18 protein-coding genes and 1 tRNA gene are annotated in these 22,113 nt (G+C 59.0%); 8 read left to right on the top strand and 11 right to left on the bottom strand.

Annotated elements, in window-relative coordinates; genetic code table 11:
• Positions 1–95: 95 nt before the first annotated feature.
• From AT6N2_RS20835 to AT6N2_RS20820, 4 genes are read right to left on the bottom strand one after another with little or no spacing between them, the layout of a single operon-like run.
• Positions 96–1,391 carry a dihydrolipoamide acetyltransferase family protein gene (locus tag AT6N2_RS20835; RefSeq protein WP_209091160.1) on the bottom strand — a complete coding sequence of 432 codons (1,296 nt, stop codon included), beginning with the start codon at positions 1,389–1,391 and terminating at the stop codon, positions 96–98.
• 2 nt (positions 1,392–1,393) lie between these two features.
• Positions 1,394–2,407 carry an alpha-ketoacid dehydrogenase subunit beta gene (locus tag AT6N2_RS20830; RefSeq protein WP_209091158.1) on the bottom strand — a complete coding sequence of 338 codons (1,014 nt, stop codon included), beginning with the start codon at positions 2,405–2,407 and terminating at the stop codon, positions 1,394–1,396.
• 3 nt (positions 2,408–2,410) lie between these two features.
• Entirely contained in the window at positions 2,411–3,649 is a 1,239-nt protein-coding gene (locus tag AT6N2_RS20825; protein WP_233282559.1) for a 3-methyl-2-oxobutanoate dehydrogenase (2-methylpropanoyl-transferring) subunit alpha, read from the bottom strand.
• 44 nt (positions 3,650–3,693) lie between these two features.
• The gene (locus AT6N2_RS20820; RefSeq protein WP_209091156.1) at positions 3,694–4,821 is read right to left on the bottom strand and encodes an acyl-CoA dehydrogenase family protein; all 1,128 of its coding nucleotides are present in this window, start codon (positions 4,819–4,821) and stop codon (positions 3,694–3,696) included.
• A gap of 302 nt (positions 4,822–5,123) precedes the next feature.
• Here AT6N2_RS20820 and AT6N2_RS20815 point away from each other — a divergent pair, with 302 nt between their 5' ends.
• The 8 genes from AT6N2_RS20815 (at position 5,124) to panB (ending at position 14,007) form a co-directional block, all read left to right on the top strand.
• Positions 5,124–5,597 (top strand): Lrp/AsnC family transcriptional regulator, encoded by a 474-nt coding sequence (locus AT6N2_RS20815; protein ID WP_209091155.1) that lies wholly within the window; start codon positions 5,124–5,126, stop codon positions 5,595–5,597.
• Positions 5,598–5,675: 78 nt separating this feature from the next.
• A complete protein-coding gene (locus AT6N2_RS20810; protein WP_209091153.1) occupies positions 5,676–6,848 on the top strand; it encodes an isovaleryl-CoA dehydrogenase in 1,173 nt (390 codons plus the stop codon).
• A gap of 9 nt (positions 6,849–6,857) precedes the next feature.
• Positions 6,858–8,459: a carboxyl transferase domain-containing protein gene (locus AT6N2_RS20805; protein ID WP_209091151.1), complete on the top strand. Its 1,602-nt coding sequence runs from the start codon at positions 6,858–6,860 to the stop codon at positions 8,457–8,459.
• Between the two features lie 7 nt (positions 8,460–8,466).
• Positions 8,467–10,458, top strand: a complete 1,992-nt coding sequence (locus AT6N2_RS20800) for an acetyl/propionyl/methylcrotonyl-CoA carboxylase subunit alpha (RefSeq protein ID WP_209091150.1) — start codon at positions 8,467–8,469, stop codon at positions 10,456–10,458.
• Position 10,459: 1 nt separating this feature from the next.
• Positions 10,460–11,386 carry a hydroxymethylglutaryl-CoA lyase gene (locus tag AT6N2_RS20795; protein ID WP_209091149.1) on the top strand — a complete coding sequence of 309 codons (927 nt, stop codon included), beginning with the start codon at positions 10,460–10,462 and terminating at the stop codon, positions 11,384–11,386.
• On the top strand, positions 11,376–12,146 hold the full coding sequence (locus AT6N2_RS20790; RefSeq protein ID WP_209091148.1) for an enoyl-CoA hydratase-related protein: 771 nt from the start codon (positions 11,376–11,378) through the stop codon (positions 12,144–12,146). The genes AT6N2_RS20795 and AT6N2_RS20790 overlap by 11 nt, the downstream gene beginning before the upstream one ends.
• A 146-nt stretch (positions 12,147–12,292) precedes the next feature.
• Entirely contained in the window at positions 12,293–13,171 is an 879-nt protein-coding gene (panC, locus tag AT6N2_RS20785) for a pantoate--beta-alanine ligase (RefSeq protein WP_209091147.1), read from the top strand.
• On the top strand, positions 13,168–14,007 hold the full coding sequence (gene panB / locus AT6N2_RS20780; protein ID WP_209091146.1) for a 3-methyl-2-oxobutanoate hydroxymethyltransferase: 840 nt from the start codon (positions 13,168–13,170) through the stop codon (positions 14,005–14,007). Before panC ends, panB begins: the two co-directional genes overlap by 4 nt.
• Before the next feature lie 163 nt (positions 14,008–14,170).
• Here panB and AT6N2_RS20775 read toward each other — a convergent pair whose 3' ends face one another.
• From AT6N2_RS20775 to serA, 7 genes are all read right to left on the bottom strand, one after another.
• Positions 14,171–15,247, bottom strand: a complete 1,077-nt coding sequence (locus tag AT6N2_RS20775; protein ID WP_209091145.1) for a hypothetical protein — start codon at positions 15,245–15,247, stop codon at positions 14,171–14,173.
• A gap of 283 nt (positions 15,248–15,530) precedes the next feature.
• Positions 15,531–15,767 (bottom strand): hypothetical protein, encoded by a 237-nt coding sequence (locus AT6N2_RS20770; RefSeq protein ID WP_209091144.1) that lies wholly within the window; start codon positions 15,765–15,767, stop codon positions 15,531–15,533.
• A gap of 153 nt (positions 15,768–15,920) precedes the next feature.
• Positions 15,921–15,997, bottom strand: a tRNA-Met gene (locus AT6N2_RS20765).
• A 135-nt stretch (positions 15,998–16,132) separates the two neighbouring features.
• On the bottom strand, positions 16,133–17,329 hold the full coding sequence (mnmA, locus tag AT6N2_RS20760; protein WP_144576656.1) for a tRNA 2-thiouridine(34) synthase MnmA: 1,197 nt from the start codon (positions 17,327–17,329) through the stop codon (positions 16,133–16,135).
• A gap of 190 nt (positions 17,330–17,519) precedes the next feature.
• A complete protein-coding gene (locus AT6N2_RS20755; protein ID WP_209091143.1) occupies positions 17,520–18,710 on the bottom strand; it encodes an OpgC family protein in 1,191 nt (396 codons plus the stop codon).
• Positions 18,711–19,137: 427 nt separating this feature from the next.
• Entirely contained in the window at positions 19,138–20,220 is a 1,083-nt protein-coding gene (locus AT6N2_RS20750; RefSeq protein ID WP_209091142.1) for a Tim44 domain-containing protein, read from the bottom strand.
• A gap of 220 nt (positions 20,221–20,440) precedes the next feature.
• The gene (gene serA, locus AT6N2_RS20745; RefSeq protein ID WP_063950394.1) at positions 20,441–22,036 is read right to left on the bottom strand and encodes a phosphoglycerate dehydrogenase; all 1,596 of its coding nucleotides are present in this window, start codon (positions 22,034–22,036) and stop codon (positions 20,441–20,443) included.
• Positions 22,037–22,113: the final 77 nt, after the last annotated feature.

Here is a 22,113-nt window from a genome sequence, read left to right as displayed (position 1 = left end):
GACAGCGAAACAGCGGCATGACGACCGAAAAGGTCGGTCCAATTCGGCTCTCTCAACCCCACGCCTGGCGCAGGAATGAGAGAGCGTAAAGACGGTCACTCAATGAAAATCAGTGCCGGCTTCTCCAGCAACGCCTTCATCGCCTGAATGAAGACGGCTGCGTCCCACCCGTCCACGACACGATGATCGAAGCTGGACGACAGGTTCATGATCTTGCGCGGCACAAAGCGGGCCCCATCCCAGACCGGCCGGGTCATGATCTTGTTGACACCAATGATTGCCACCTCGGGATGGTTGATGATGGGCGTCGAAACGACACCGCCTAACGGCCCAAGCGAGCTGATGGTTATCGTGGAGCCCATCAACTCTTCCCGATGTGCTGTGCCGGTGCGGGCGGCTTCGGCAACGCGTGCAACTTCCTCCGCACAGTGCCAAAGGCCGAGCGTTTCCGCATGGCGAACGACCGGAACCGTCAGGCCCGCCGGCGTTTGCGTGGCGATGCCAATATGAACCGCCTCGTAGTGGCTGACGACCCCTTTCTCGTCGTCAAAGGTGGCATTCATGCCGGGATGATCGGCAACGGCTTTCACCAGAGCGCGCATTAAAAACGGCAGGATCGTCAGTTTCGGCTGCCCGGAACGACGGTTGCCGTTCATCGTCGCGCGAAGATCCTCGAGATCCGTGACGTCGATCTCTTCGACATAGGTGATGTGGGGAATGCGGGACGCCGACAGCACCATCTTCTCGGCAATCTTGCGGCGCAGGCCCGTCAGTTTCACATCCTCGACGGCGCTGTCATGCGACGCGGTGGCCGAAGGACGTTCCGGCCGGCCACGCGCCGTCAGATATCCATCGAGATCGCTATGGGTGATGTGCCCATCCGGTCCCGTTCCCTTAACCTTTGCGAGATCGATATCGAGATCGTCGGCGCGCTGGCGCACGGCGGGCGCTGCGAGCGGCTTATGATGCGGCTCGGCAGCGCTTTCCGGTGAAGGTTCGCTGATGTCCCGGGCTGGATGGTGTGCTTCAACGGGTGGCGGAGCTTCGGTCATATCGGCTGGCGCTTCCGCCTCCGCGATAACGACCGGCGCTTCGGCAGCGGCTTCGCGATCAATGGCGTCCGCTTCGCGATCAATGGCAGCCGTTGCAGCATCCGTCTCGATGCGCAGGAGCGGCGCCTTCACCGGTACAGTGTTCCCGACAGTGACGGCGAGCCAGGTGACGACCCCCGCCACCGGCGATGGGATTTCCACGGTCGCCTTATCCGTCATGACGGCCGCAAGCACCATATCTTCATGGACGATATCTCCCGGCTTGACGTTCCACTCGACCAATTCGGCTTCTGCAACACCTTCACCCACATCGGGCATTGTGAGGGTAAATTCCGCCATAATCAGGCCTCCATGACATCGACGAGGGCGCGCCCGACACGGGCCGGACCCGGAAAATAGTCCCATTCCTGGGCATGCGGATAAGGCGTATCCCAGCCGGCGACACGCACGACGGGCGCCTCCAGATGATAAAAACAATGCTCCTGCACAAGCGACACGACCTCGGCGCCGAAGCCGGAAGTCAGCGTCGCCTCATGCACCATCACACAACGGCCGGTCTTGGAGACAGATTTCACAATGGTGTCGAGATCGAGCGGCAACAGGCTGCGAAGGTCGATAATCTCGGCATCGACCCCGGTCTCTTCCGCCGCCGCCAGTGCCACATGCACCATGGTGCCATAAGCGATGACGGTGACGGCGTTTCCGGCGCGGCGGATTTCCGCCTTTCCGATGGGGACCGTATAATGACCTTCCGGCACCTCCCCCATTTCGTGTTTGGACCATGGCGTTACCGGCCGGTCGTGATGGCCATCGAAGGGACCGTTATAAAGCCGCTTTGGCTCGAGAAACATCACCGGGTCCGGGTCTTCGATGGAGGCGATCAGCAGCCCCTTGGCGTCATAGGGATTGGAGGGGACGACGACTTTCAGCCCGCAGACATGGGTGAAAAGCGCCTCCGGACTCTGGCTGTGCGTCTGCCCGCCAAAAATGCCGCCGCCGGTCGGCATACGAAGAACGATCGGGCAGGTAAAATCGCCGTTTGAGCGATAACGGATACGCGCTGCTTCCTGGGTGATCTGGTCATAAGCGGGATACATGTAATCGGCAAACTGGATTTCGACACAGGGCCGCAATCCATAAGCGGCCATACCGATGGCGGTGCCGACGATGCCCGACTCACTGATCGGCGCATCGAAACAGCGGGTTTTACCGTATTTCTGCTGCAGCCCCTGCGTGGCGCGGAAAACGCCCCCGAAATACCCCACATCCTCACCAAAAACCACGATATCGTCGCTGCGTTCCATGGACACATCCATGGCGCTGCGGACGGCCTCAATCATCGTCATTCTTGCCATGTCTTACCATCCTGCCTTCTGGCGCTGGCGGACGAGATGCGGCGGCATCTCCTCGTAAACGCCCTCGAAAATATCCTTTTTCGGCGGTTTCTTGCCTTCATGCAGCGTGCCGTGGCTTTCCGCCTCGCGTTGCGCTTCAAGCACTTCATCAGCGATTTCTGCCTCCGCCTGCCGGTGCCGTTCCTCCGACCAGACGCCCCGCAGGATGAGATGTTTCTTCAATCTCAGAACCGGGTCGCCTAAAGGCCATGCCTCGGACTCGGTCTTGGGGCGGTAAGCGCTCGGATCGTCAGAGGTGGAATGTGCGCCGACGCGATAGGTCACATATTCGATCAGCGTTGGGCCGAGATTGCGCCGCGCCCGCTCCGCGGCCCAGCGCGCCACGGCATAAACGGCAAGATAGTCGTTGCCATCCACCCGGAGTGCAGGAATGCCGAAGCCCAGCCCGCGCGCTGCAAAGGTGCCCGAACCGCCGCGTGCGATGCCCTGAAAGGTGGAAATGGCCCATTGATTGTTGACGATATTGAGGATGACCGGGGCTTTGTAAGTGGAGGCGAAGACCAGCGCGGAATGGAAATCCGACTCCGCCGTCGAGCCGTCACCGATCCAGGCGGCCGCGATCTTGGTGTCGCCCTTGATGGCCGACGCCATCGCCCAGCCGACCGCCTGCACATATTGCGTGGCGAGATTGCCGGACACGGTGAAGAAACCATGGTCTTTCGAGGAATAAAGCACCGGTAGTTGCCGACCGTGCAGCGGGTCGAGTTCGTTGGAATAGATCTGGTTCATCATGGTGACGAGCGGATAGTCGTCAGCGATCAGCAGCCCCGCTTGCCGATAGGTCGGGAAGTTCATGTCGCCCTTCGAAAGAGCTTTGCGGAAGGCGCAGCTGACTGCTTCTTCGCCCAGATGCTGCATGTAAAACGAAGTCTTGCCCTGCCGCTGCGCCATCAGCATGCGCGCATCAAAAGCCCGAAGCCGCATCATGTATTTCAGGCCGACCAGCAGGTCGTCGTCCGAAAGCAGGCCGGCCCAAGGTCCGACAGCCTCGCCCTGGTGATTGAGGACGCGGATGATGGAATAGGCGAGATCGCGCATGCTCTCGGGCGCTGCATCCACCTCCGGGCGCGGCACGGAGCCGGCTCTCGGTATCTTTACATTGGAGAAATCCGGCTGGTCGCCGGGCCGCACCGCAGGTTCGGGAACATGCAGGCTGAGACGTGGCGTTTCTGATATGTCCATTCTACTCCTCCCGTCGCGATCTCCTCCAGACCACGAAACAACGCTCAAAGGTTCCGCGCGATCACCATGCGTTGGACATCGCTCGTCCCCTCGTAAATCTGGCAGATGCGCACATCGCGATAGATCCGCTCCACCGGATAATCCGCCATGTAGCCGTAACCGCCGTGAATCTGGATGGCGTCGGAGCAGACACGCTCGGCCATCTCCGACGCGAAGAGCTTGGCCATCGATGCCTGCGAAAGACAAGGCTCGCCCGCCTCCTTCAACGCCGCCGCGTGCAGCACCAGCTGTCTAGCGGCCTCAATGCGCGTCGCCATGTCCGCAAGGCGGAACGCCACCGCCTGATGTTCGATGATCGCCCGTCCGAAGGCTCTGCGCTCGCGGGCATAATCCCGCGCCGCCTCAAACGCCGCCTGCGCCATGCCGACGGCCTGTGCGGCGATGCCGATACGGCCACCTTCCAGATTGGCAAGCGCGATGCGGTAGCCCTGCCCTTCTTCACCGAGCCGCAAATCGGCCGGTATGGCCATGTCGGTAAAGGCGATCTGGCAGGTATCGGACGAGTGAAGCCCGAGCTTTTCCTCCACCCGGATCACCTCGTAACCCGGCGTGTCCGTCGGCACGATAAAGGCGGTGATACCCTTCTTGCCCGCGGCTGCATCCGTTACGGCAAAAACAATGACGACATCGCCGTTTTTGCCAGATGTGATGAATTGCTTCGCCCCATCGAGAATATAGCGATCACCATCGCGCCGCGCTTTGGTCTTGAGATTTGCGGCATCTGAGCCAGCCTGCGGTTCGGTCAGCGCAAAGCCGCCGATCCATTCGCCGGAAGCAAGCTTCGGCAGGAAACGCTGCTTCTGATCCTCGGTTCCGAATTTGAGGATCGGCACGCATCCCACGGAATTATGGACGCTCATGATGGTGGAACAGGCACCGTCCCCCGCAGCGATTTCTTCCAGCGCCAGCGCGTAAGCGACAGCACCGGTTTCCGCCCCGCCATACGCTTCGGACACCAGCATGCCGAGGAAGCCGAGCTCGCCCATCGCTTTCAATTCTTCCTTGGGGAAACGGCTTTCCCGGTCACGGGACGCGGCGCCAGGCGCAAGCTTTTCCCGCGCGAAGTCGCGGGCCATGCCCCTGATCTGCTGCTGGGATTCAGTGAGCATCATCGCCGCCTCCCGCCAAAAAGCAGAAGCGCATCAGGCGCGTCGCCAGCTGGAATTGGTCGCGAGGGCTGCCCATGAAAGCACGGGCGGCCCCGTCGATCACGACAGGGTCATGCACAGCCAAATTCACCTCCCTTGGCCAGCCCTGACGTGAGGAACCGGCCCGCCGCAAATCTCCTCCAGACCGCGACTGATATGAACGCTATCACTATCTCGAATTCATTTCAAAGCTATTTTGATTGACAGTTTTTTGATTGGCGATATCTTTGATCCAACAAATAGACATATCATAGAGCAAATGATCCATGATTGAGCTCGACAGTTTCGACCAGAAGATTCTGCATGTTCTCGGCGATGACGGGCGGGTCAGCTGGCGGGATCTTGCGGCTCGGATCGGCCTATCCTTCACGCCGACGCTTCGGCGCGTGCGCAAGCTGGAAGAGGAAGGGATCATTCGCGGCTATACCGCCGTGTTTGACGAGAACCGGCTGCTCGGCAATATGGGTGTCTTCATCTCCGTCACGCTCGAACGCCAGATCAAGGAAGCGTTGACGACCTTCGAGCACCATGTCGCTTCCATTCCAGAAGTCGTGGGTGGCTATCAGACGAGCGGCAGTTCCGATTATCTGATCCACGCCATGGTGCGGGATTTGCCCCATTACCAGCAGCTTCTGGATTTCCTGACCACGGTTCCGGGCGTGTCCCGCATCCAGTCCAACTTTGCCATCAAGACATTCGTGCGCCGTTCCGCCGCTTTCACCGCGGGTGACACGCCGTAAAGCAAGGGCTGCCGGCGCGGAGGAGGTGCCGGTTGCTGACAGAAGGGACGGTCAATACCGTCCGGAGGAGGAGACGCGATGAGTTTGAACCTCGCCGCCATTTTCGATGCCGATCTCGGCCCGGAAATCGCAGCATTGCGCGATAGCGCAAGTGCATTCGCAGACGATAAAATCGCCCCACTGGCGGCAGAGATCGACAGGGACGACCGCTTCCCGCGTCAGCTCTGGCCACAAATGGGCGAGCTTGGCCTGCACGGTATCACCGTTTCGGAAGAATTCGGCGGAGCCGACATGGGCTATCTGGCCCATTGCGTGGCGATGGAGGAAATAAGCCGGGCTTCCGCTTCCATCGGTCTTTCCTACGGTGCTCACTCCAATCTCTGTATCAACCAGATCCATCGGTGGGGCACACAGGAGCAGAAAAAGAAATATCTGCCGAAGCTGGTCTCGGGGGAACATGTCGGTTCGCTTGCCATGAGCGAGACGGAGGCCGGTTCGGATGTCGTCTCCATGCGGCTCAAGGCAGAACGAAAGGGCGACCGCTATGTGCTGAACGGCGCGAAGATGTGGATCACCAACGGCCACGAAGCCGATACGCTGGTGGTCTACGCCAAGACCGACATGTCCGCCGGCCCCCGCGGCATCACCGCCTTCCTGATTGAAAAGGGCTTCACGGGTTTTCGCCCGGCCCAGAAACTCGACAAGCTCGGCATGCGCGGTTCCCCCACCTCGGAACTCGTATTCGAGAATTGCGAGGTGCCGGAGGAGAACATTCTCGGACGCCTCAATGATGGCGTGACGGTGCTGATGAGCGGGCTGGATTACGAGCGCGCCGTGCTGGCGGCAGGTCCAGTCGGCATCATGCAGGCGGCCATCGATCTGGTGCTGCCCTATGCCCGCGAGCGCAAGCAGTTCGGCAAGCCGATCGGCGAGTTCCAGCTGGTACAGGGCAAGCTCGCCGATATTTATTCGGCCATGAACGCGTCGCGCGCCTATGTCTATGCGGTTGCCCGGGCCTGCGACAATGACCGCATCACGAGGCAGGATGCGGCGGGAGCGATCCTCTTCGCCGCCGAGCGGGCGACACAGGTGGCGCTGGATGCGATCCAGCTTCTCGGCGGCTCTGGTTATGTCAATGAAAGCCCCGCAGGACGGCTGCTGCGTGATGCCAAGCTTTATGAAATTGGCGCAGGCACCAGCGAAATCCGCCGGATGCTGATCGGCCGCGAGCTAGTCAAGGGAAACGGGTGAGAAGACGCGATGAAGCTTAAATCCACTCTCAACCGCGACCCTGCCTTCGCTGCCAATGTCGATTTCATGTCGGGCCTGGTGGATGACTTGCGCCGAAAGGTCGAGACAATTTCAAAGGGCGGTGGTGAGAAGGCCCGTGAGCGGCACCTTTCTCGCGGCAAATTATTGGTGCGTGACCGCATCGATGCGCTGCTCGATCCCGGCAGCCCATTCCTCGAGTTCTCGCAATTTGCCGCTCACGAGGTCTATGACGAACCCGTTCCCGCCGCCGGCATCGTTACCGGTATAGGGCGGGTCTCGGGACGCGAATGCGTGATCGTCGCCAATGATGCGACGGTAAAAGGCGGCACCTATTATCCGCTGACGGTGAAAAAACACCTGCGCGCGCAGGAGATCGCCGCCGAAAACTGCCTTCCCTGCATTTACCTCGTGGATTCCGGCGGCGCAAACCTACCCAATCAGGACGAAGTCTTTCCCGACCGCGATCATTTCGGGCGCATCTTTTATAATCAGGCGAATATGTCAGCCGCTGGCATCGCCCAGATCGCGGTGGTGATGGGCAGTTGCACGGCAGGCGGCGCCTACGTGCCTGCCATGAGCGACCAGTCCGTCATCGTCAAAAACCAGGGTACGATCTTTCTCGGCGGGCCGCCGCTGGTCAAGGCAGCGACCGGCGAGGTGGTGAGTGCGGAAGAGCTGGGCGGCGCGGACGTGCATTCCCGTCAATCCGGCGTGACCGATCATTATGCCCGCGACGACCGCCACGCGCTGGCGCTGACCCGGCGCATCGTCTCGACCCTCAACCGTCGCAAGCAGGTAGAGCTCGATGTCCGCGAACCGGTGGAGCCGCTTTATCCGGCAGACGAGCTTTACGGCATCGTGCCAGCCGATACGCGCAAGCCCTTCGAAGTGCGGGAGATCATTGCCCGTCTCGTTGACGGATCGGAATTTGACGAGTTCAAGGCGCTCTACGGCACGACGCTGGTCTGCGGTTTTGCTCATATCCATGGCTATCCCGCCGGCATTATCGCCAATAACGGCATCCTGTTCTCAGAGTCCGCACTGAAGGGTGCGCATTTCATCGAGCTCTGCTGCCAACGCGGTATTCCGCTGGTCTTCCTGCAGAACATCACCGGCTTTATGGTCGGCAAAGCCTACGAGGCAGGCGGCATCGCCAAGGATGGCGCCAAGCTCGTCACCGCTGTTGCTTCCGCCAGAGTGCCGAAATTTACCGTCATCATCGGCGGCTCCTTCGGTGCCGGCAATTACGGCATGTGCGGCCGCGCCTATTCGCCACGCTTCCTGTGGATGTGGCCGAATGCCCGGATTTCCGTGATGGGCGGCGAGCAGGCAGCGTCCGTCTTGGCGCAAATCCGCCGCGACGGCATCGAGGCCGATGGCCGCCACTGGTCGAAGGAAGGTGAAGAGGCGTTCAAGCAGCCGATCCGCGAAAAATACGAGCGGGAGGGCCATCCCTATTATGCCAGTGCGCGGCTTTGGGACGACGGTATCATCGACCCAAAGGATACCCGCCTCGTCCTCGGCCTCGGTCTGTCCGCCGCGCTCAATGCACCGATTGAACCCACCCGTTTCGGCATATTCAGGATGTGAGGCGACGATGTTTTCGAAAGTACTCATCGCCAATAGGGGCGAGATCGCCTGCCGCATCATTCGCACCGCCGCCCGAATGGGCATTCGTACCGTCGCCGTTTATTCCGATGCCGATCGCGACGCCATGCATGTGGCGTTGGCCGATGAGGCTATCGCCATCGGCGCTGCTCCTGCACGGGCCTCCTATCTCGACGGCGAAAAAATAATCGCCGCAGCAAAGGCAAGCGGCGCAGAGGCGGTCCACCCGGGTTACGGCTTTCTTTCCGAGAATGCCAATTTCGCGGAAGCCTGTGACGCCGCCGGGCTCGTTTTCATCGGTCCTTCGCCGCAGGCGATCCGCGCGATGGGCGGTAAAAGTGAGGCCAAGGCGCTCATGGCAGAGGCGGGTGTCCCCGTCGTTCCAGGCTATCACGGCACAGACCAATCCGCGCACCAGCTGCAAAGCGAGGCGCAGACGATTGGCTATCCGGTATTGCTTAAGGCTTCCGCCGGCGGCGGCGGCAAGGGCATGCGGGTTGTCCGGAACGAGCGCGACTTTACGGCAGAACTTTCTGGCGCAAAGCGCGAGGCGCTGGCTGCCTTTGGCGATGACCGAATGCTGATCGAGAAATACCTTGAACGACCGCGCCATGTGGAAGTCCAGGTCTTTGCCGATGCACATGGTAATTGCTTTTCTCTCTTCGAACGCGATTGCTCTATCCAGCGCCGCCATCAAAAGGTGATAGAAGAAGCCCCTGCCCCCGGACTGTCCGACAGGCTGCGTCAACGCATGTACGACGCTGCCGTAGCCGCTGCCCGCGCCATTGATTATCGAGGCGCGGGAACAATCGAATTCCTGCTCGATCCCTCCGGCGAGTTCTATTTCATGGAGATGAACACGAGGCTTCAGGTCGAACATCCGGTGACGGAATACATTACCGGGCTCGATCTGGTGGAGTGGCAGATAAGAGTGGCGAATGGGGAGGCCTTGCCGGAAAGCTGGGCCAATCTCGGCATAAATGGCCATGCCATCGAGGCACGGATTTACGCCGAGGACCCGTCCCATGATTTCCTGCCGTCCATTGGCACCGTCAGCCATCTCGTTTTCCCCGATCAAGGGCCTCATGTGAGGGTAGATAGCGGTATCCGCGCCGGTGACGCCATTACCGTGCATTACGACCCGATGATTGCCAAGCTCATCGTCTGGGACCAAGACCGCCCATCCTCGGTGCGGCGTCTCCGACTTGCACTTGAAAAGCTGGCGATTTCGGGTGTGAACAGCAATGCCGCATTCCTCACGCGTCTTGCAGGACTGGAGGCCTTCGCCAGTGCCGATCTCGATACGGGCTTCATTGCCCGCAACGAGCCGGCTCTTTTTGCTACGCCAGCGACCGGCGACATTGAGATTGCAATGGCCGCGCTTGGCCTGCTTCTTTCACGGCACAAACAAGGGGAATCCTCCTCAAAGTCAGATCCCCATAGTCCGTGGAAAGCCACATCGGCATTTCGCCTTAATGCACCAGCGCGGGAAACGCTCTCTTTCTCGTTCGATAACAAGCCGATACAAGTTATTGCCATCTATGAGAAAGGCACCTTTTCATTTGCCATCAATGGACGGACCATCGACGCCCGCGGCGGCCTTTCAGACGAAGGCAGACTTCAGGCGAGCTTGGACGGACGGAAAAAACAGGGACATTTCTTTGAGGGGGGCGGCAGTTTCGTACTTGTTCTCGATGGTGAGCGTTATCGTATCGCTCAACCTGATCCCGTCGATATGGAAGAGGCCAGCACTCATATCGGAGGTCTGGAAGCCCCCATGCCCGGCGTTATCCGCGCCATTCTGAGCGAGGACGGCGCCGTGGTGGAGGCCGGCGAGGCGCTTGTCGTGATGGAGGCCATGAAGATGGAGCACACCATCCGCGCACCCGCCAGGGGGACTGTGACGGCGATCAATTGTGCTGAGGGCGATATGGTGACGGCAGGCGCGGTTCTAGTCGATTTCGAGCCGGAGGTGACGTGAGGTGAGCTGGCCGCGAGCAGTAAAAATCGTCGAAGTCGGTGCGCGCGATGGATTACAGAACGAAAGCGCCGAGGTTCCGACCGCTGTCAAGATCGAGCTGATCGAGCGGTTGGCCGACGCGGGATTGAAAGCGGTGGAGGCCGGAGCTTTCGTATCGGCAAAAAAAGTGCCGCAGATGGCCGACTCGAAAGAGGTGTTTCAAAGCCTTAAACGGCTTCCTGGCACCTCCTATCCAGCGCTCGTGCCGAATATGAAAGGCTTCGAGGCCGCCGCTGAAGCCGGTGCAAAAGAGATCGCCGTTTTCGTCTCTGCATCCGAAGGGTTCAGCCAGCACAATATCGGCTGCTCGCGCGCTGAGAGTCTGGTGCGTTTAAAGGATGTCGCTGCGGCCGCGCAACGCCTCGATATCACCATGCGTGGCTACGTTTCCTGCATAGCCGGCTGCCCATACGACGGCACGGTGGCGCCGGATGAGGTGGCAGCTATGGCGGAATCTCTTATAGAGCTCGGTTGTTACGAAATCTCGCTCGGCGATACGATCGGTATCGGGACAGCGGCGCAGGTTCGCGGCATCATCGAACGCGTATCAACACGCATTCCACGCGAAAAAATCGCCATGCATTTCCACGATACCTACGGGCAGGGTATCGCCAACGTCCTGACCTCGCTGGAACAGGGCATAACCGTGTTTGACAGCTCCGTTGCGGGACTGGGCGGCTGCCCTTTCGCACCAGGTGCCACCGGCAACGTCGCGACGGAAGATGTTGTTTACCTGCTTCAGGGACTTGGCGTCGAAACCGGCATCGATCTCATGACGGTTGCGAAAACGGGGGACTGGATCAGCCGTAGCCTCGGAAGGCAAAATGCCGCACGCGCCGGCAAGGGGCTGCTTGCATCGGAGAGAAAGGGTGACGCGCATGGTGGCTGAACTGCTGAGCGAAAGGCGCAAGGACGTGCTGTGGCTGACGCTCAATCGGCCGGAAGTGCACAATGCACTCAATGCGGCCATGACCGAGGGGCTTTGTGTCGCCATCCGTGCGGCGTCAAGCGATAGCGGCTTGCGTGCCGTGGTCATAACGGGTGCTGGAGACCGCAGCTTTTGCTCCGGCGCCGATCTCAAGGAAAGCGCGGGTGGCATGTTTCTGTCGCGGGATGGCGCCAACCCGATCGCCGAGGTGATCCGCGCTATAGAAGTGTGCGACAAAATTGTCATTGCCCGTATCAATGGCCGGGTATTGGCCGGTGGAGTGGGGCTCGTCGCCGCCTGCGATCTGGCTTATGCCGCTGATAGCGCGGAATTCGGTCTGCCGGAAGTTCGCGTCGGCCTTTTCCCGGCGATGGTGGCGGCGAAGCTTCTGACGAAGATTCCGCCGGCCGACCTTCAGGAGATGGCCTATCTCGGTACGCCAATCAACGCTGTGGAAGCCGAACGGATTGGCATCATCAACCGTACCGTGCCATTCGCCGAGCTCGACAGCCTCATCGATGACGTTCTTGCGCGGCTGCGCCAGAATGCGCCAGGCGCAATATCCGCCGGAAAAGCCGCATTGCTTGAGATGCGCACCATGCTCCCCGGCGAGCGTCTGGCTTTCGCAGAAGGCATCATCGCAACGATAAGCAAAAGCAACGAGGCTGAAGAGGGGCGCGCGGCCTTTGCCGAGAAACGAAAGCCGTTCTGGGTGGCGTGAGGGCCAGCTGAACGCCTGCGGGATTTTTCCAACGCTTCGTCGGTGTAATTGATATAATCCCAGACCGCGCGTTGACCCGGTTCAGCAAATCGCGTTCTATCCAGCACCTTTCACCGGACGGTGGTCGGGGGAGCCGGAGGAGACCAATGCAGCTTATAACAACCGTCGCCGAATTGCGGGATGCCACCGCTGCCTTACGCCGCGCGGGCAAAACCATTGGCTTCGTGCCGACCATGGGCTTTCTCCATATCGGCCATCTCGCCCTCGTGGCCAAAGCGAAGGCGGAAAACGACGCCACCGTCACCTCGATTTTTGTTAATCCACTGCAATTCGGCGCGAATGAGGACCTGGCACGCTACCCAAGAAATCTCGAGCGAGACCGGGAGCTACTGGAACGGGCTGGCGTCTATATTCTCTTTGCCCCGGATGTGAGCGAAATGTATCCACGCCCCATGGCCACAGTTGTTGATGTCCCAGAACTTGGCAGTCAGCTGGAAGGTGCTGTACGCCCCGGCCATTTCGCGGGCGTTGCGACTGTTGTGACCAAGCTTTTCAATCTCGTTCAGCCGGACGCCGCCTATTTCGGTGAGAAGGACTATCAGCAGGTGGCATTGATCCGCCGCATGGTCGAAGACCTCGCCCAGCCGGTGAGGGTCGTGCCCGTTGCCACCGTGCGGGAGGCTGACGGGCTCGCCTGTTCCTCACGCAATGTCTATCTCAGCCCCACGGAGCGGGCCGCCGCCGTCATCGTGCCACGCGCGCTCGCCGAAGCGGAACGGCTTTATGACGAAGGTTTGGACGACCCAGCCGCATTCGAAGCGGCCATAAAAAAATTCATTGCTATCGAGCCGCTTGCGCAGGCAGAGGTCGTTGCGGTGCGCGCTCCAGATACGCTTGCACCCGTGACCTCCGTTCAGGCCGGGCCTGTTCTGGTTGCGCTTTTCGTGCGTGTCGGCAGCACGCGGCTTCTCGACAATCGCGTCCTCGGGCGCGTCCGGGCCGATCAACCGGAGGCAGCACCATGAGCGCCCATGCGAAACACAAGCGGCTGACGACGGCTTCCATTCGGCAGATGAAAGGTGAAGCACGGATTGTGTGCCTGACCGCCTACACGACCCCGATTGCACGTCTGCTCGACCCGCACTGTGATCTGCTGCTGGTGGGCGATTCCCTCGGCATGGTGCTTTACGGTATGGATACGACTGTCGGCGTCACGATGGACATGATGATCGCCCACGGACGCGCCGTCATGCGCGGCGTCGAAAATGCCTGCGTCATCGTTGATCTTCCCTTCGGCACCTATCAGGAATCCAAGGAACAGGCTTTCCGCAACGCCGTGCGGCTGATGCAGGAAACCGGTTGCGACGGCGTGAAACTGGAGGGCGGCGAGGAAATGGCCGAAACCGTCGCCTTTCTGGTGGCGCGTGGCATCCCGGTGTTTGGGCATGTCGGGCTGATGCCGCAACAGGTCCACACCGCAGGCGGGTTCCGTTCGCTCGGACACTCAGATGCCGAAACCCAGAAAATCTGGCGCGATGCCATTGCCATAGACCAGGCAGGCGCCTTCGCCATCGTGATCGAAGGCACGGTCGAACCTCTGGCGCGCGAACTGACCGAAACACTCGCCGCACCGACAATCGGCATCGGCGCCTCCCCCGCATGCGACGGTCAGGTTCTGGTCTCGGACGACATGCTCGGCCTGTTTTCCGACTTCAAACCGAAATTTGTAAAACGATATGCAGATATCGGATCGACCGTCTCAGAAGCAGCGGCAACTTACGCCGATGAGGTTCGTTCCGGCGCGTTTCCCGGGCCCGAGCATACATTTCAGGTGCGTCCGAGGCCTTCGTCAAAGCAATAGCCTGGGAGAATCGGGATCATGTTCCAAGCCGTCAGGAAGGATGCCAAGCAGCTGGTCTGCGGTAATGGACGTCTGCGCCGACAGCGAATAAATTGACTTTGCATCAACGATTTTTTGCATCTTTGAAATGCAGATGTGACGCAAGAGGTCTGTGCCCGCACCCTTACCGCTTAGACCATTCCACATTGATGAGAGTTCGAAGCCTACCCTCCACAAAGGGCAAATCATCTCGCTTCCGCCTCCGTGGAACGGCATATTGTATTGCGGATCGGATGATTCCGGGCTCAGTCAAAATGTCTTTCCAGAACGCACTATACCAGTATTCGTGGGATATGGGGATGTAGTCCAAGTAATATTCACCTCCCCAATTGCGAGGGGAAAGGTATGAAGCGGAGTGACCAAAAAGAGTCGCTTCATAAGCAGATCCGGAAGATATTGTAACTATTCTCAGGTCATCGCTTTTGCAGAACAATTCATATGTCGAGACATCTGCTGATATCTCTACGGTGCGGGGGAATAGTTCATTCCAAAAATCGAAAGACGCTTGATTGCGCTCTAGAGGATGCCTCTTATAAAAGATTGGATCCTCAGCCCGTACAATGTCTCTCAATTTTTCCGCGAAATCATTAATTCTCAGAAATTTTCCGCTCTCGATCAAGCTGGCATCTTCGAAGGTCTGGGCCATAAAAAGGGTCGATTTGCTGGGCACGTCGCTTTTCCCGTTTTCCCACCGCTTACGACAGAGTTCCACCTCTCGCTTCACGAAATCGCTTTCCATAGCGAAGCGTTTCAATCTTCGCGCAATACCTTTGTCGTTCGTCTTGATAGCGAAAACGAGATCGGAGGCGAAGCGGATCGGATGTACTCGAAAATTTAGATAGACATGACCCGCGGCATCCAAAGCCGCCATCATCGAGGGCGGAGCTTCAAACAAAAGAAATGTTGCTGCCCCCAGCGCTTCAATCAGTTCCCTGGATACGCGTGGCGGCAACCCATTATCGTAAGACGCAGCCCATTGATCTCTGAGGAGGCCGACTGTCGGATCGTAAATCGATTGAAGAAGACGCTCTAGGGGGAAATCTTCTTTCCCTGCCCCGATGGTGTCAACGCTACATCCGAGGCCCTCAAGAACCGGCGTGAAAATACGTGAAAACCAGGCGATATTGCCTGCCTGATGTGGCGCCATGTTCTCGTCTACCCGGGTCAAATCCCCAGATATAACGATTCTTTCGTTCAACATTCTACATTACCGGTGGTGTACGCTGCAAAGCGCTGCCCTACCAGATTGAATGAGTAATGTCTTTTATAAGAATCACCTAAAAGAACTTGTAGTGAGACATTGGGGAGGAGATTGGTGGCAGAATAATAATTGGACCAACATCCTTAACGCGAAAGCTTGCCAGTCGTCGATGGAAGCGCCGTCCGCGGCTGTTCAGGCGGGCGGCACCACTGGGGATCTAACCAGTATCGTCTGGGGGTGGAAACAGCCGGTGGCGTTCCGGCTGTGAAACGCATGGCGTTGCCTAGCGGCGCATCCAAAACGCGCCGCCGCCGATTCCCATATGTGTACCGAGGCTTTCGCCGATAATTTTTGAGGCTTCCCCAGACGCGCTTACGTGGAAAACTGGTAGTTCAATAGATCCACCGCCCATATCACCGTGGATGTAGGCCAGCAACAAATACTGCTCATTATAAAATCGAGTGAGCCATTCCTTGGGGTAATCGAATGGCAGGAACACATCGTGGATGCCAAACAGCATTCCTTTTTTCCGGCTTTGACACGTCTATTGCAATCGCATGATTCTGCAATTTCGCGCGTCAAATTTGCAAAACACCACTATAGGGTATAGTCAAAATTCCGACAGCATTGTTGTTGAATACAATGCTCAAACAGAAAGTCGAAATTATAAAAATGGTAGCGGGAGAGGGACTTGAACCCCCGACACGCGGATTATGATTCCGCTGCTCTAACCACCTGAGCTACCCCGCCACAGGGGAAACGTGACAGTCATTTGACTGGCCGCTCCATCAGGATGAGCGGCTTATAAGGTGCTGCTCCCTAAAGTGTCAAGCGCAAGATGCGCAAATAATTCTCTTTCCGCATTGTTGCGAAAAGCGAATGGTTTCAGGCGGCAACCGGCTTTTCGAGAAGAGCCTTCAGCGATGCCTCGGCTTCCGCCGAGCGCTCGGAGCGCTCGATGAAGCCGCCGCCGTAAACGCGGGCATCGGCACCTGGGGCGGAATAGAGAACGCAGGCCTGACCGGGCGCGACACCCGCCTCACCCGTCATCAGATCCACATAGATTCCGTTTTCATCGGCGTGCAGCACCGCTTCTGTCGGCGGGCGGGTGGAGCGCACCTTGGCGTAACAGGCAAACCCCTTCCCGGCATCCTCGGTCAGCTCACCGTCACCCAGCCAGTTCATGTCACGGAGATAGACGCGGTGGGTTTCCAGGGCCTCGCGCGGGCCAACGATGACACGGCGGCCACGCGCATCGAGATGCACCACATAGAGGGGCTCACCTGTCGCCACACCGATGCCGCGGCGCTGACCAATCGTATAATGCACGATGCCGTCGTGGCGGCCGAGCACACGGCCGTCCAGATGGACGATATCGCCCGCCAGCGCCGCATTCGGCTTCAGCTTGTTGATGATATCGGTGTATTTGCCCTGCGGGACAAAACAGATGTCCTGACTGTCGGCCTTCTTGGCAACGACAAGTCCCATATCCTCGGCGAGCGCCCGGGTCTCGGCCTTGGAGAGACCGCCGAGCGGAAAACGCAGATAATCGATCTGTTCCTGCGTGGTCGCAAACAGGAACCAGCTCTGGTCGCGGTCGCTATCGATCGGTCTATAGAGCGCCCGCCGTCCCGGCTGGCCGGGAACCGGGTTGGGGCGCGAGCGGATGTAGTGGCCTGTCGCCAGCGCATCGGCGCCAAGTTCCTGCGCCGTTGCGAGCAGATCCGCGAATTTGACCGTCTGGTTACAGGCAACGCAGGGTATTGGCGTTTCACCCATCGCGTAGGCCTCTGCAAAGGGATTGATCACGGTTTCGCGGAACCGCGCCTCATAATCCAGCACGTAATGCGGAATGCCAAGGGTTTCGCAGACCCTGCGCGCGTCATCGATATCCTGCCCGGCGCAACAGGAACCCGCGCGGTGCACCGCCGCACCATGATCATAGAGCTGCAGCGTTATGCCAAGGACATCATAGCCCTCGCGTTTGAGGATTCCAGCAACTACGGAAGAATCGACGCCACCGGACATGGCAACAACGATCCGGGTATCTTCCGGCCTCTTGTCAAAATCGAGCGTGTTCACGTTTTTTCCCATCGTCAGTCATAACGGGGGTAAAGGCCCCGCCGCCTGTCGGTCGTCCACAGCGAGCATATTGACCGTCGTTTCCGACTGCCTGCCTGCGGATTTAAGGGCTGCATATAGAAAGGAATGGCCTCGCACGCAAGTACGGGGCGGAAAACCGCCCCGTACTGTCGCGAACTCTGAGACGACCTTAGGCGCCTGCCGTCTTCTGACCGCTGCTGCCGAACCACTTGTCGCGTTCCCTCCACAGCGCCGGCAGGGCCAGCAATCCAATAGCGGTAAAGGCGATGAGCGTTTTGTTGAGCTGCGAGAGCTCCGCCGTGCGGCCATCCAGATAGTAGACGGCGTAGACGATAGCCACATGCCAGACGTAGACCTGAAGCGAGTGGCGGCCGAGCAGCTGCAGGAACTTCAGTGACAGGACCCAGATCACACCTTCGGCGATCGAACGCACGATCGGCCGGTGATGGTACGGACCTGCAATAACAAGCCATGTCACCCCTACGCCGACGGCGAGGAAGTTGATGAGGTAAACCGGGCCGAAGTCGGCACGGATTTCCATGGTCGAAAACTTGCCCATCATGAATTCGGGCATCAGGCCCCAGGCCGTGGCAATGCGCAGCGGCATGAAGAACAGGCAGATGAGAAGAGCGGCCTTCGGCAGCCACGTATGCTCTGGCGAGAAAATCTTCTTCCACGGAATGCGGTTCTGTGCGGTCATCGCGCCCATCACAAGCGCCGAATAAAACACAAGCTGCCAACCAAGCAGATTGAAGCTCACGCGGATACCCTGCTCATCTGCACCTTTGACAAGTTCGTTCAGCGGGGCCGTCACGATCTGCTGCAGGCCGAGCTGCCCGGCCATCCAGACCAGCAACGAGCCAGCCATGACATAGGCCCACTTGCCATCTAGGCAAAGCTTTACAAGGATCGGCGCGAACAGCATGTAGACGATATATTGCGGCAGAATATCCATAAAGGTTGGCTGGAATAGGAATGTCGCAATCGCTGCGAGACGCAGCGGATCGTCAAACGACGTCATGCCAAGCCAGTTGTACCAGATGTAAGGCGCATGGGGGATGACCATGCGGAAAAACAGGACCGCGATGACAAGACCCATCGCGTAGCGATAAAGCTCCATGGCCCTGTTCCAGATCATCTGCTTGCCGGCATCATAGCCGTATTTCATCATTTTTCGGGCATAGACCATGCCGATCAGCAGACCGGACAGGAACACGAAGCCCTGTGCATCCTCGACGAATGCGAATTGTCGGTGATTGATTTCCACCAGCCAGAAGCCGCCGGCAAACACCAGATGGTTGATCATCATGAAGACGAGGAAGTAACCACGCATCCCGTCGATCAGGTCGAAGCGTTTCATTTCGATAGCTCTCCGTTCTCGCGGGCCGTGCATTGCCCGGCCACCCAGCCCGGCCTGCGAGACGCCGGGAATTGGATTGTCAACGCGGATTTTCTGCTGAAGTTCCCTGCCCAAAGCGGTTTAGGACTATCGCGAAAATTCACATTGGCGTGTACAGAGCGTGGTTAGAATGTCGGGACTGAATGGCCGATGAATGAAAAAAGGCGATTCCGTGGAGGAATGAGCCATGCGCGGGTGATATGCCTCGGCTTTCAGGGTGTAAAGCCTTGCATAGCAACGCGAGACGAAAAACGGCCGTGAATCGCCCGGCGAGATGTCGTCCGTAAGATTTTGCCGCGCTTTCTCCTGTGAGGACGGCGGTTCCCGACAGGAAAAAGCCCAGAGCAATTGAACCCCGGGCTTCTCGAATCATGCGTAACAAAAATTATCAGGCGGCGGCCTGAATCGCGGCGACCTGCCAATTATCATTTCCTGGACGGCGAACGAAGGTCCACATCTCGATCGCTTCGGACGGATGCGTCTCATCGCCCTCGATCACCTTGCCAGAATTGCGATCCCGCATCACGTCAATAGCGGAATAACGCATCGCAACGGTTGCGTAATCCTGTCCTTCCTCGTGCCATGCCTCGGCAACATCGCCTTGGAGCAGGGTCACGTCACGCACGTCGTTCTTCACGCCGCTCGTCGCGTTGTCGCTCAGTTCCTCGGCGAGATAGGACATGGCTTCCGGCGTCGTCAGTTTGCGCAACGTGCCGTAGTCTTCAGCAGCATAGGCGGCCTGAACATCCTCCAGCATCTTCTGGAAGGTTTCGAGATCGCTCTGAGTAATCCCGATTTCATCGCCTTCGGACATGGCGTTGGCATGCGCTACAGGCTTGGCCGCCGCAGTCGCCGCCGTGGCCGTCGTCGCGCCGACGGTCGTGCCAGCCAGCGCTCCGATTTTCGGGATCTTGAAGGACGATGCTGCCGAGCCAGACTGAGGACCACCGTTGAAGGAGGAGCGCGCGTTATCAGCGCGCTGCGAATTGCCTGCAGAACCATAGGCCGGCTGGCCCTGACGGCGCGAGGCGAAGAAGCGCATGGCGAGCATGACGAGCAAGCCAATCAATGCCACCTGCAACAACATGCCGAAGAAGCCAGCCATGCCGCCGAAGCCGCCGCCAAGGAGCATGCCGAACAGGCCGCCCATGAGCAGGCCGCCCATCAAACCACCCATCATGCCGCCAAACAGGCCGCGGCTCTGCTGCGGAGCCTGGGCGCCTGGACGGGCAGGCTGAGCCGTGCTCGGTGCAGCCTGATTGGTGTTGGGCGTCATGCTACGATTGATCGGCGCGGTCTGGCCGGGTGCCGTGCTGGTCGAAGGGGGTGCGGAGTAGGTCCGCGTTCCACGGCTGCCGAATCCGCCGCTGGCGCGGCGCGCCTCTGCCATGTCAACCGCAACGAAAGACACCGCGATACCAAGCGCGGCGACTGCAAACAAACCCTTGAAGCGCCGAAAGGCAGCAAACATCGTTATCTCCTGTTGGCCACCCTCCCATGAGCGGCATCTCGCCAGCCGATATAGCAACTCACGATCATCATTTTTAGACCGCCCGGCTTAAATTTTTTGTGATATGCAACCGCTGCGCGATCCAGATGGCAAAAGCCGCAATAATGACAACTGGAAAACAAAAACCGGCACAGGGTTTCCCCCGCACCGGTTCGATTGTCCCCTTGGGAGGAACGATAGATCAGTCGACGTTAAACGTCAGCGGTTTGACCTGGCGGATGGCCGGGTTGGCGCGCAGCTTGTCCAGCACCTTTTCGGAAACCGGGCCGTCAACGTAAAGCAGGGCGATGGCGTCGCCGCCTTCCTTTTCACGGCCGAGCTGGAAGTTCGCGATGTTGACGCCAGCTTCGCCGAGTGTGGTGCCCATGAAGCCGATCATGCCGGGAACGTCCGTATTGGTGATGTAGATCATGTGCGCGCCAACGTCGGCGTCCATATTGATGTTCTTGATCTGGATGAAGCGTGGCTTGCCGTCCGAAAACACCGTGCCGGCAACCGAGCGGATCTGGTTTTCCGTCTTCACCGTCAGCTTGATGTAGCCATCGTAAACGCCGGTCTTGTCGCGCTTGACTTCGGACAGGATGATGCCCTTTTCTTTGATCATGACAGGCGCCGAAACCATGTTGACATCCGCAACCTGGCTGCGAATGAGGCCGGCCAGCAACGCGCTGGTCAACGCCTTGGTGTTCATGTTGGCGGTTGCGCCATCGTAAAGGATTTCGATTTCCTTGGTTGCGCTTTCCTGCACCTGACCAACGAAAGAACCGAGAACATCCGCCAGACGAATGAAGGGCTTCAGACGCGGTGCTTCATCAGCCGTGATCGACGGCATGTTGATGGCGTTGGAGACCGCACCCTTGACGAGGTAGTCCGACATCTGCTCGGCAACCTGAAGAGCGACATTCTCCTGAGCTTCGGTGGTCGACGCGCCAAGATGCGGCGTGCAGACGACGTTCGGCAAGCCGAAGAGCGGGCTCTCGGTGGCGGGCTCGACTTCGAACACGTCAAAACCGGCACCAGCGACATGGCCGGACTTGATGGCTTCGGCAAGAGCTGCCTCATCCACCAGACCGCCACGGGCGCAGTTGACGATACGAACGCCCTTCTTGGTCTTGGCAAGGTTCTCGGCATTGAGGATGCCGCGCGTCTTGTCGGTCATCGGTACATGCAGGGTGATGAAATCGGCCTGCGCCAGGAGCTCGTCCAGCTCAACCTTGGTGACGCCCATCTCCTGCGCGCGCTCCGGCGAAAGGAAGGGGTCGTAGGCCAGAACATGCATCTTGAGGCCAAGCGCACGCGAGCAGACGATGGAGCCGATATTGCCGGCACCGATGACGCCGAGCGTCTTGCCGGTGATCTCTACACCCATGAACTTCGACTTTTCCCACTTGCCGGCCTGCGTGGAGCTATCGGCTGCCGGAAGCTGGCGCGCGACGGCAAACATCAAAGCGATGGCGTGTTCCGCCGTCGTGATGGAGTTGCCAAAGGGCGTGTTCATGACGATGATACCGCGGCGCGAGGCGGCGGGAATATCGACATTGTCGACGCCGATACCTGCGCGGCCGATGACCTTAAGATTGGTCGCGGCTTCGATCAGCTTTTCGGTCGCCTTGGTGGCGGAGCGGATGGCGAGACCATCATAATTGCCGATGATTTCGGCGAGCTTATCCTTGTCCTTGCCGAGCTTCGGCTGGAAATCGACTTCGACGCCACGATCACGGAAAATCTGGACGGCGGTTTCCGACAGTTCGTCGGATACGAGTACGCGAGGTGCCATGGTTCACGGGCTCCTTGGAGGAAGGGATGGAAATGTGCGAATGGGAAATGCGCGGCCCTGCATCATCACAGGGCCGG

Origin of the sequence: Agrobacterium tumefaciens (assembly GCF_017726655.1) — a bacterium.
In the GTDB taxonomy this organism is placed as follows: Bacteria; Pseudomonadota; Alphaproteobacteria; order Rhizobiales; family Rhizobiaceae; genus Agrobacterium; species Agrobacterium tumefaciens_B.
Note: the sequence above shows the minus strand (reverse complement) of the source record. Positions and strands in the feature narration are given on the sequence as shown.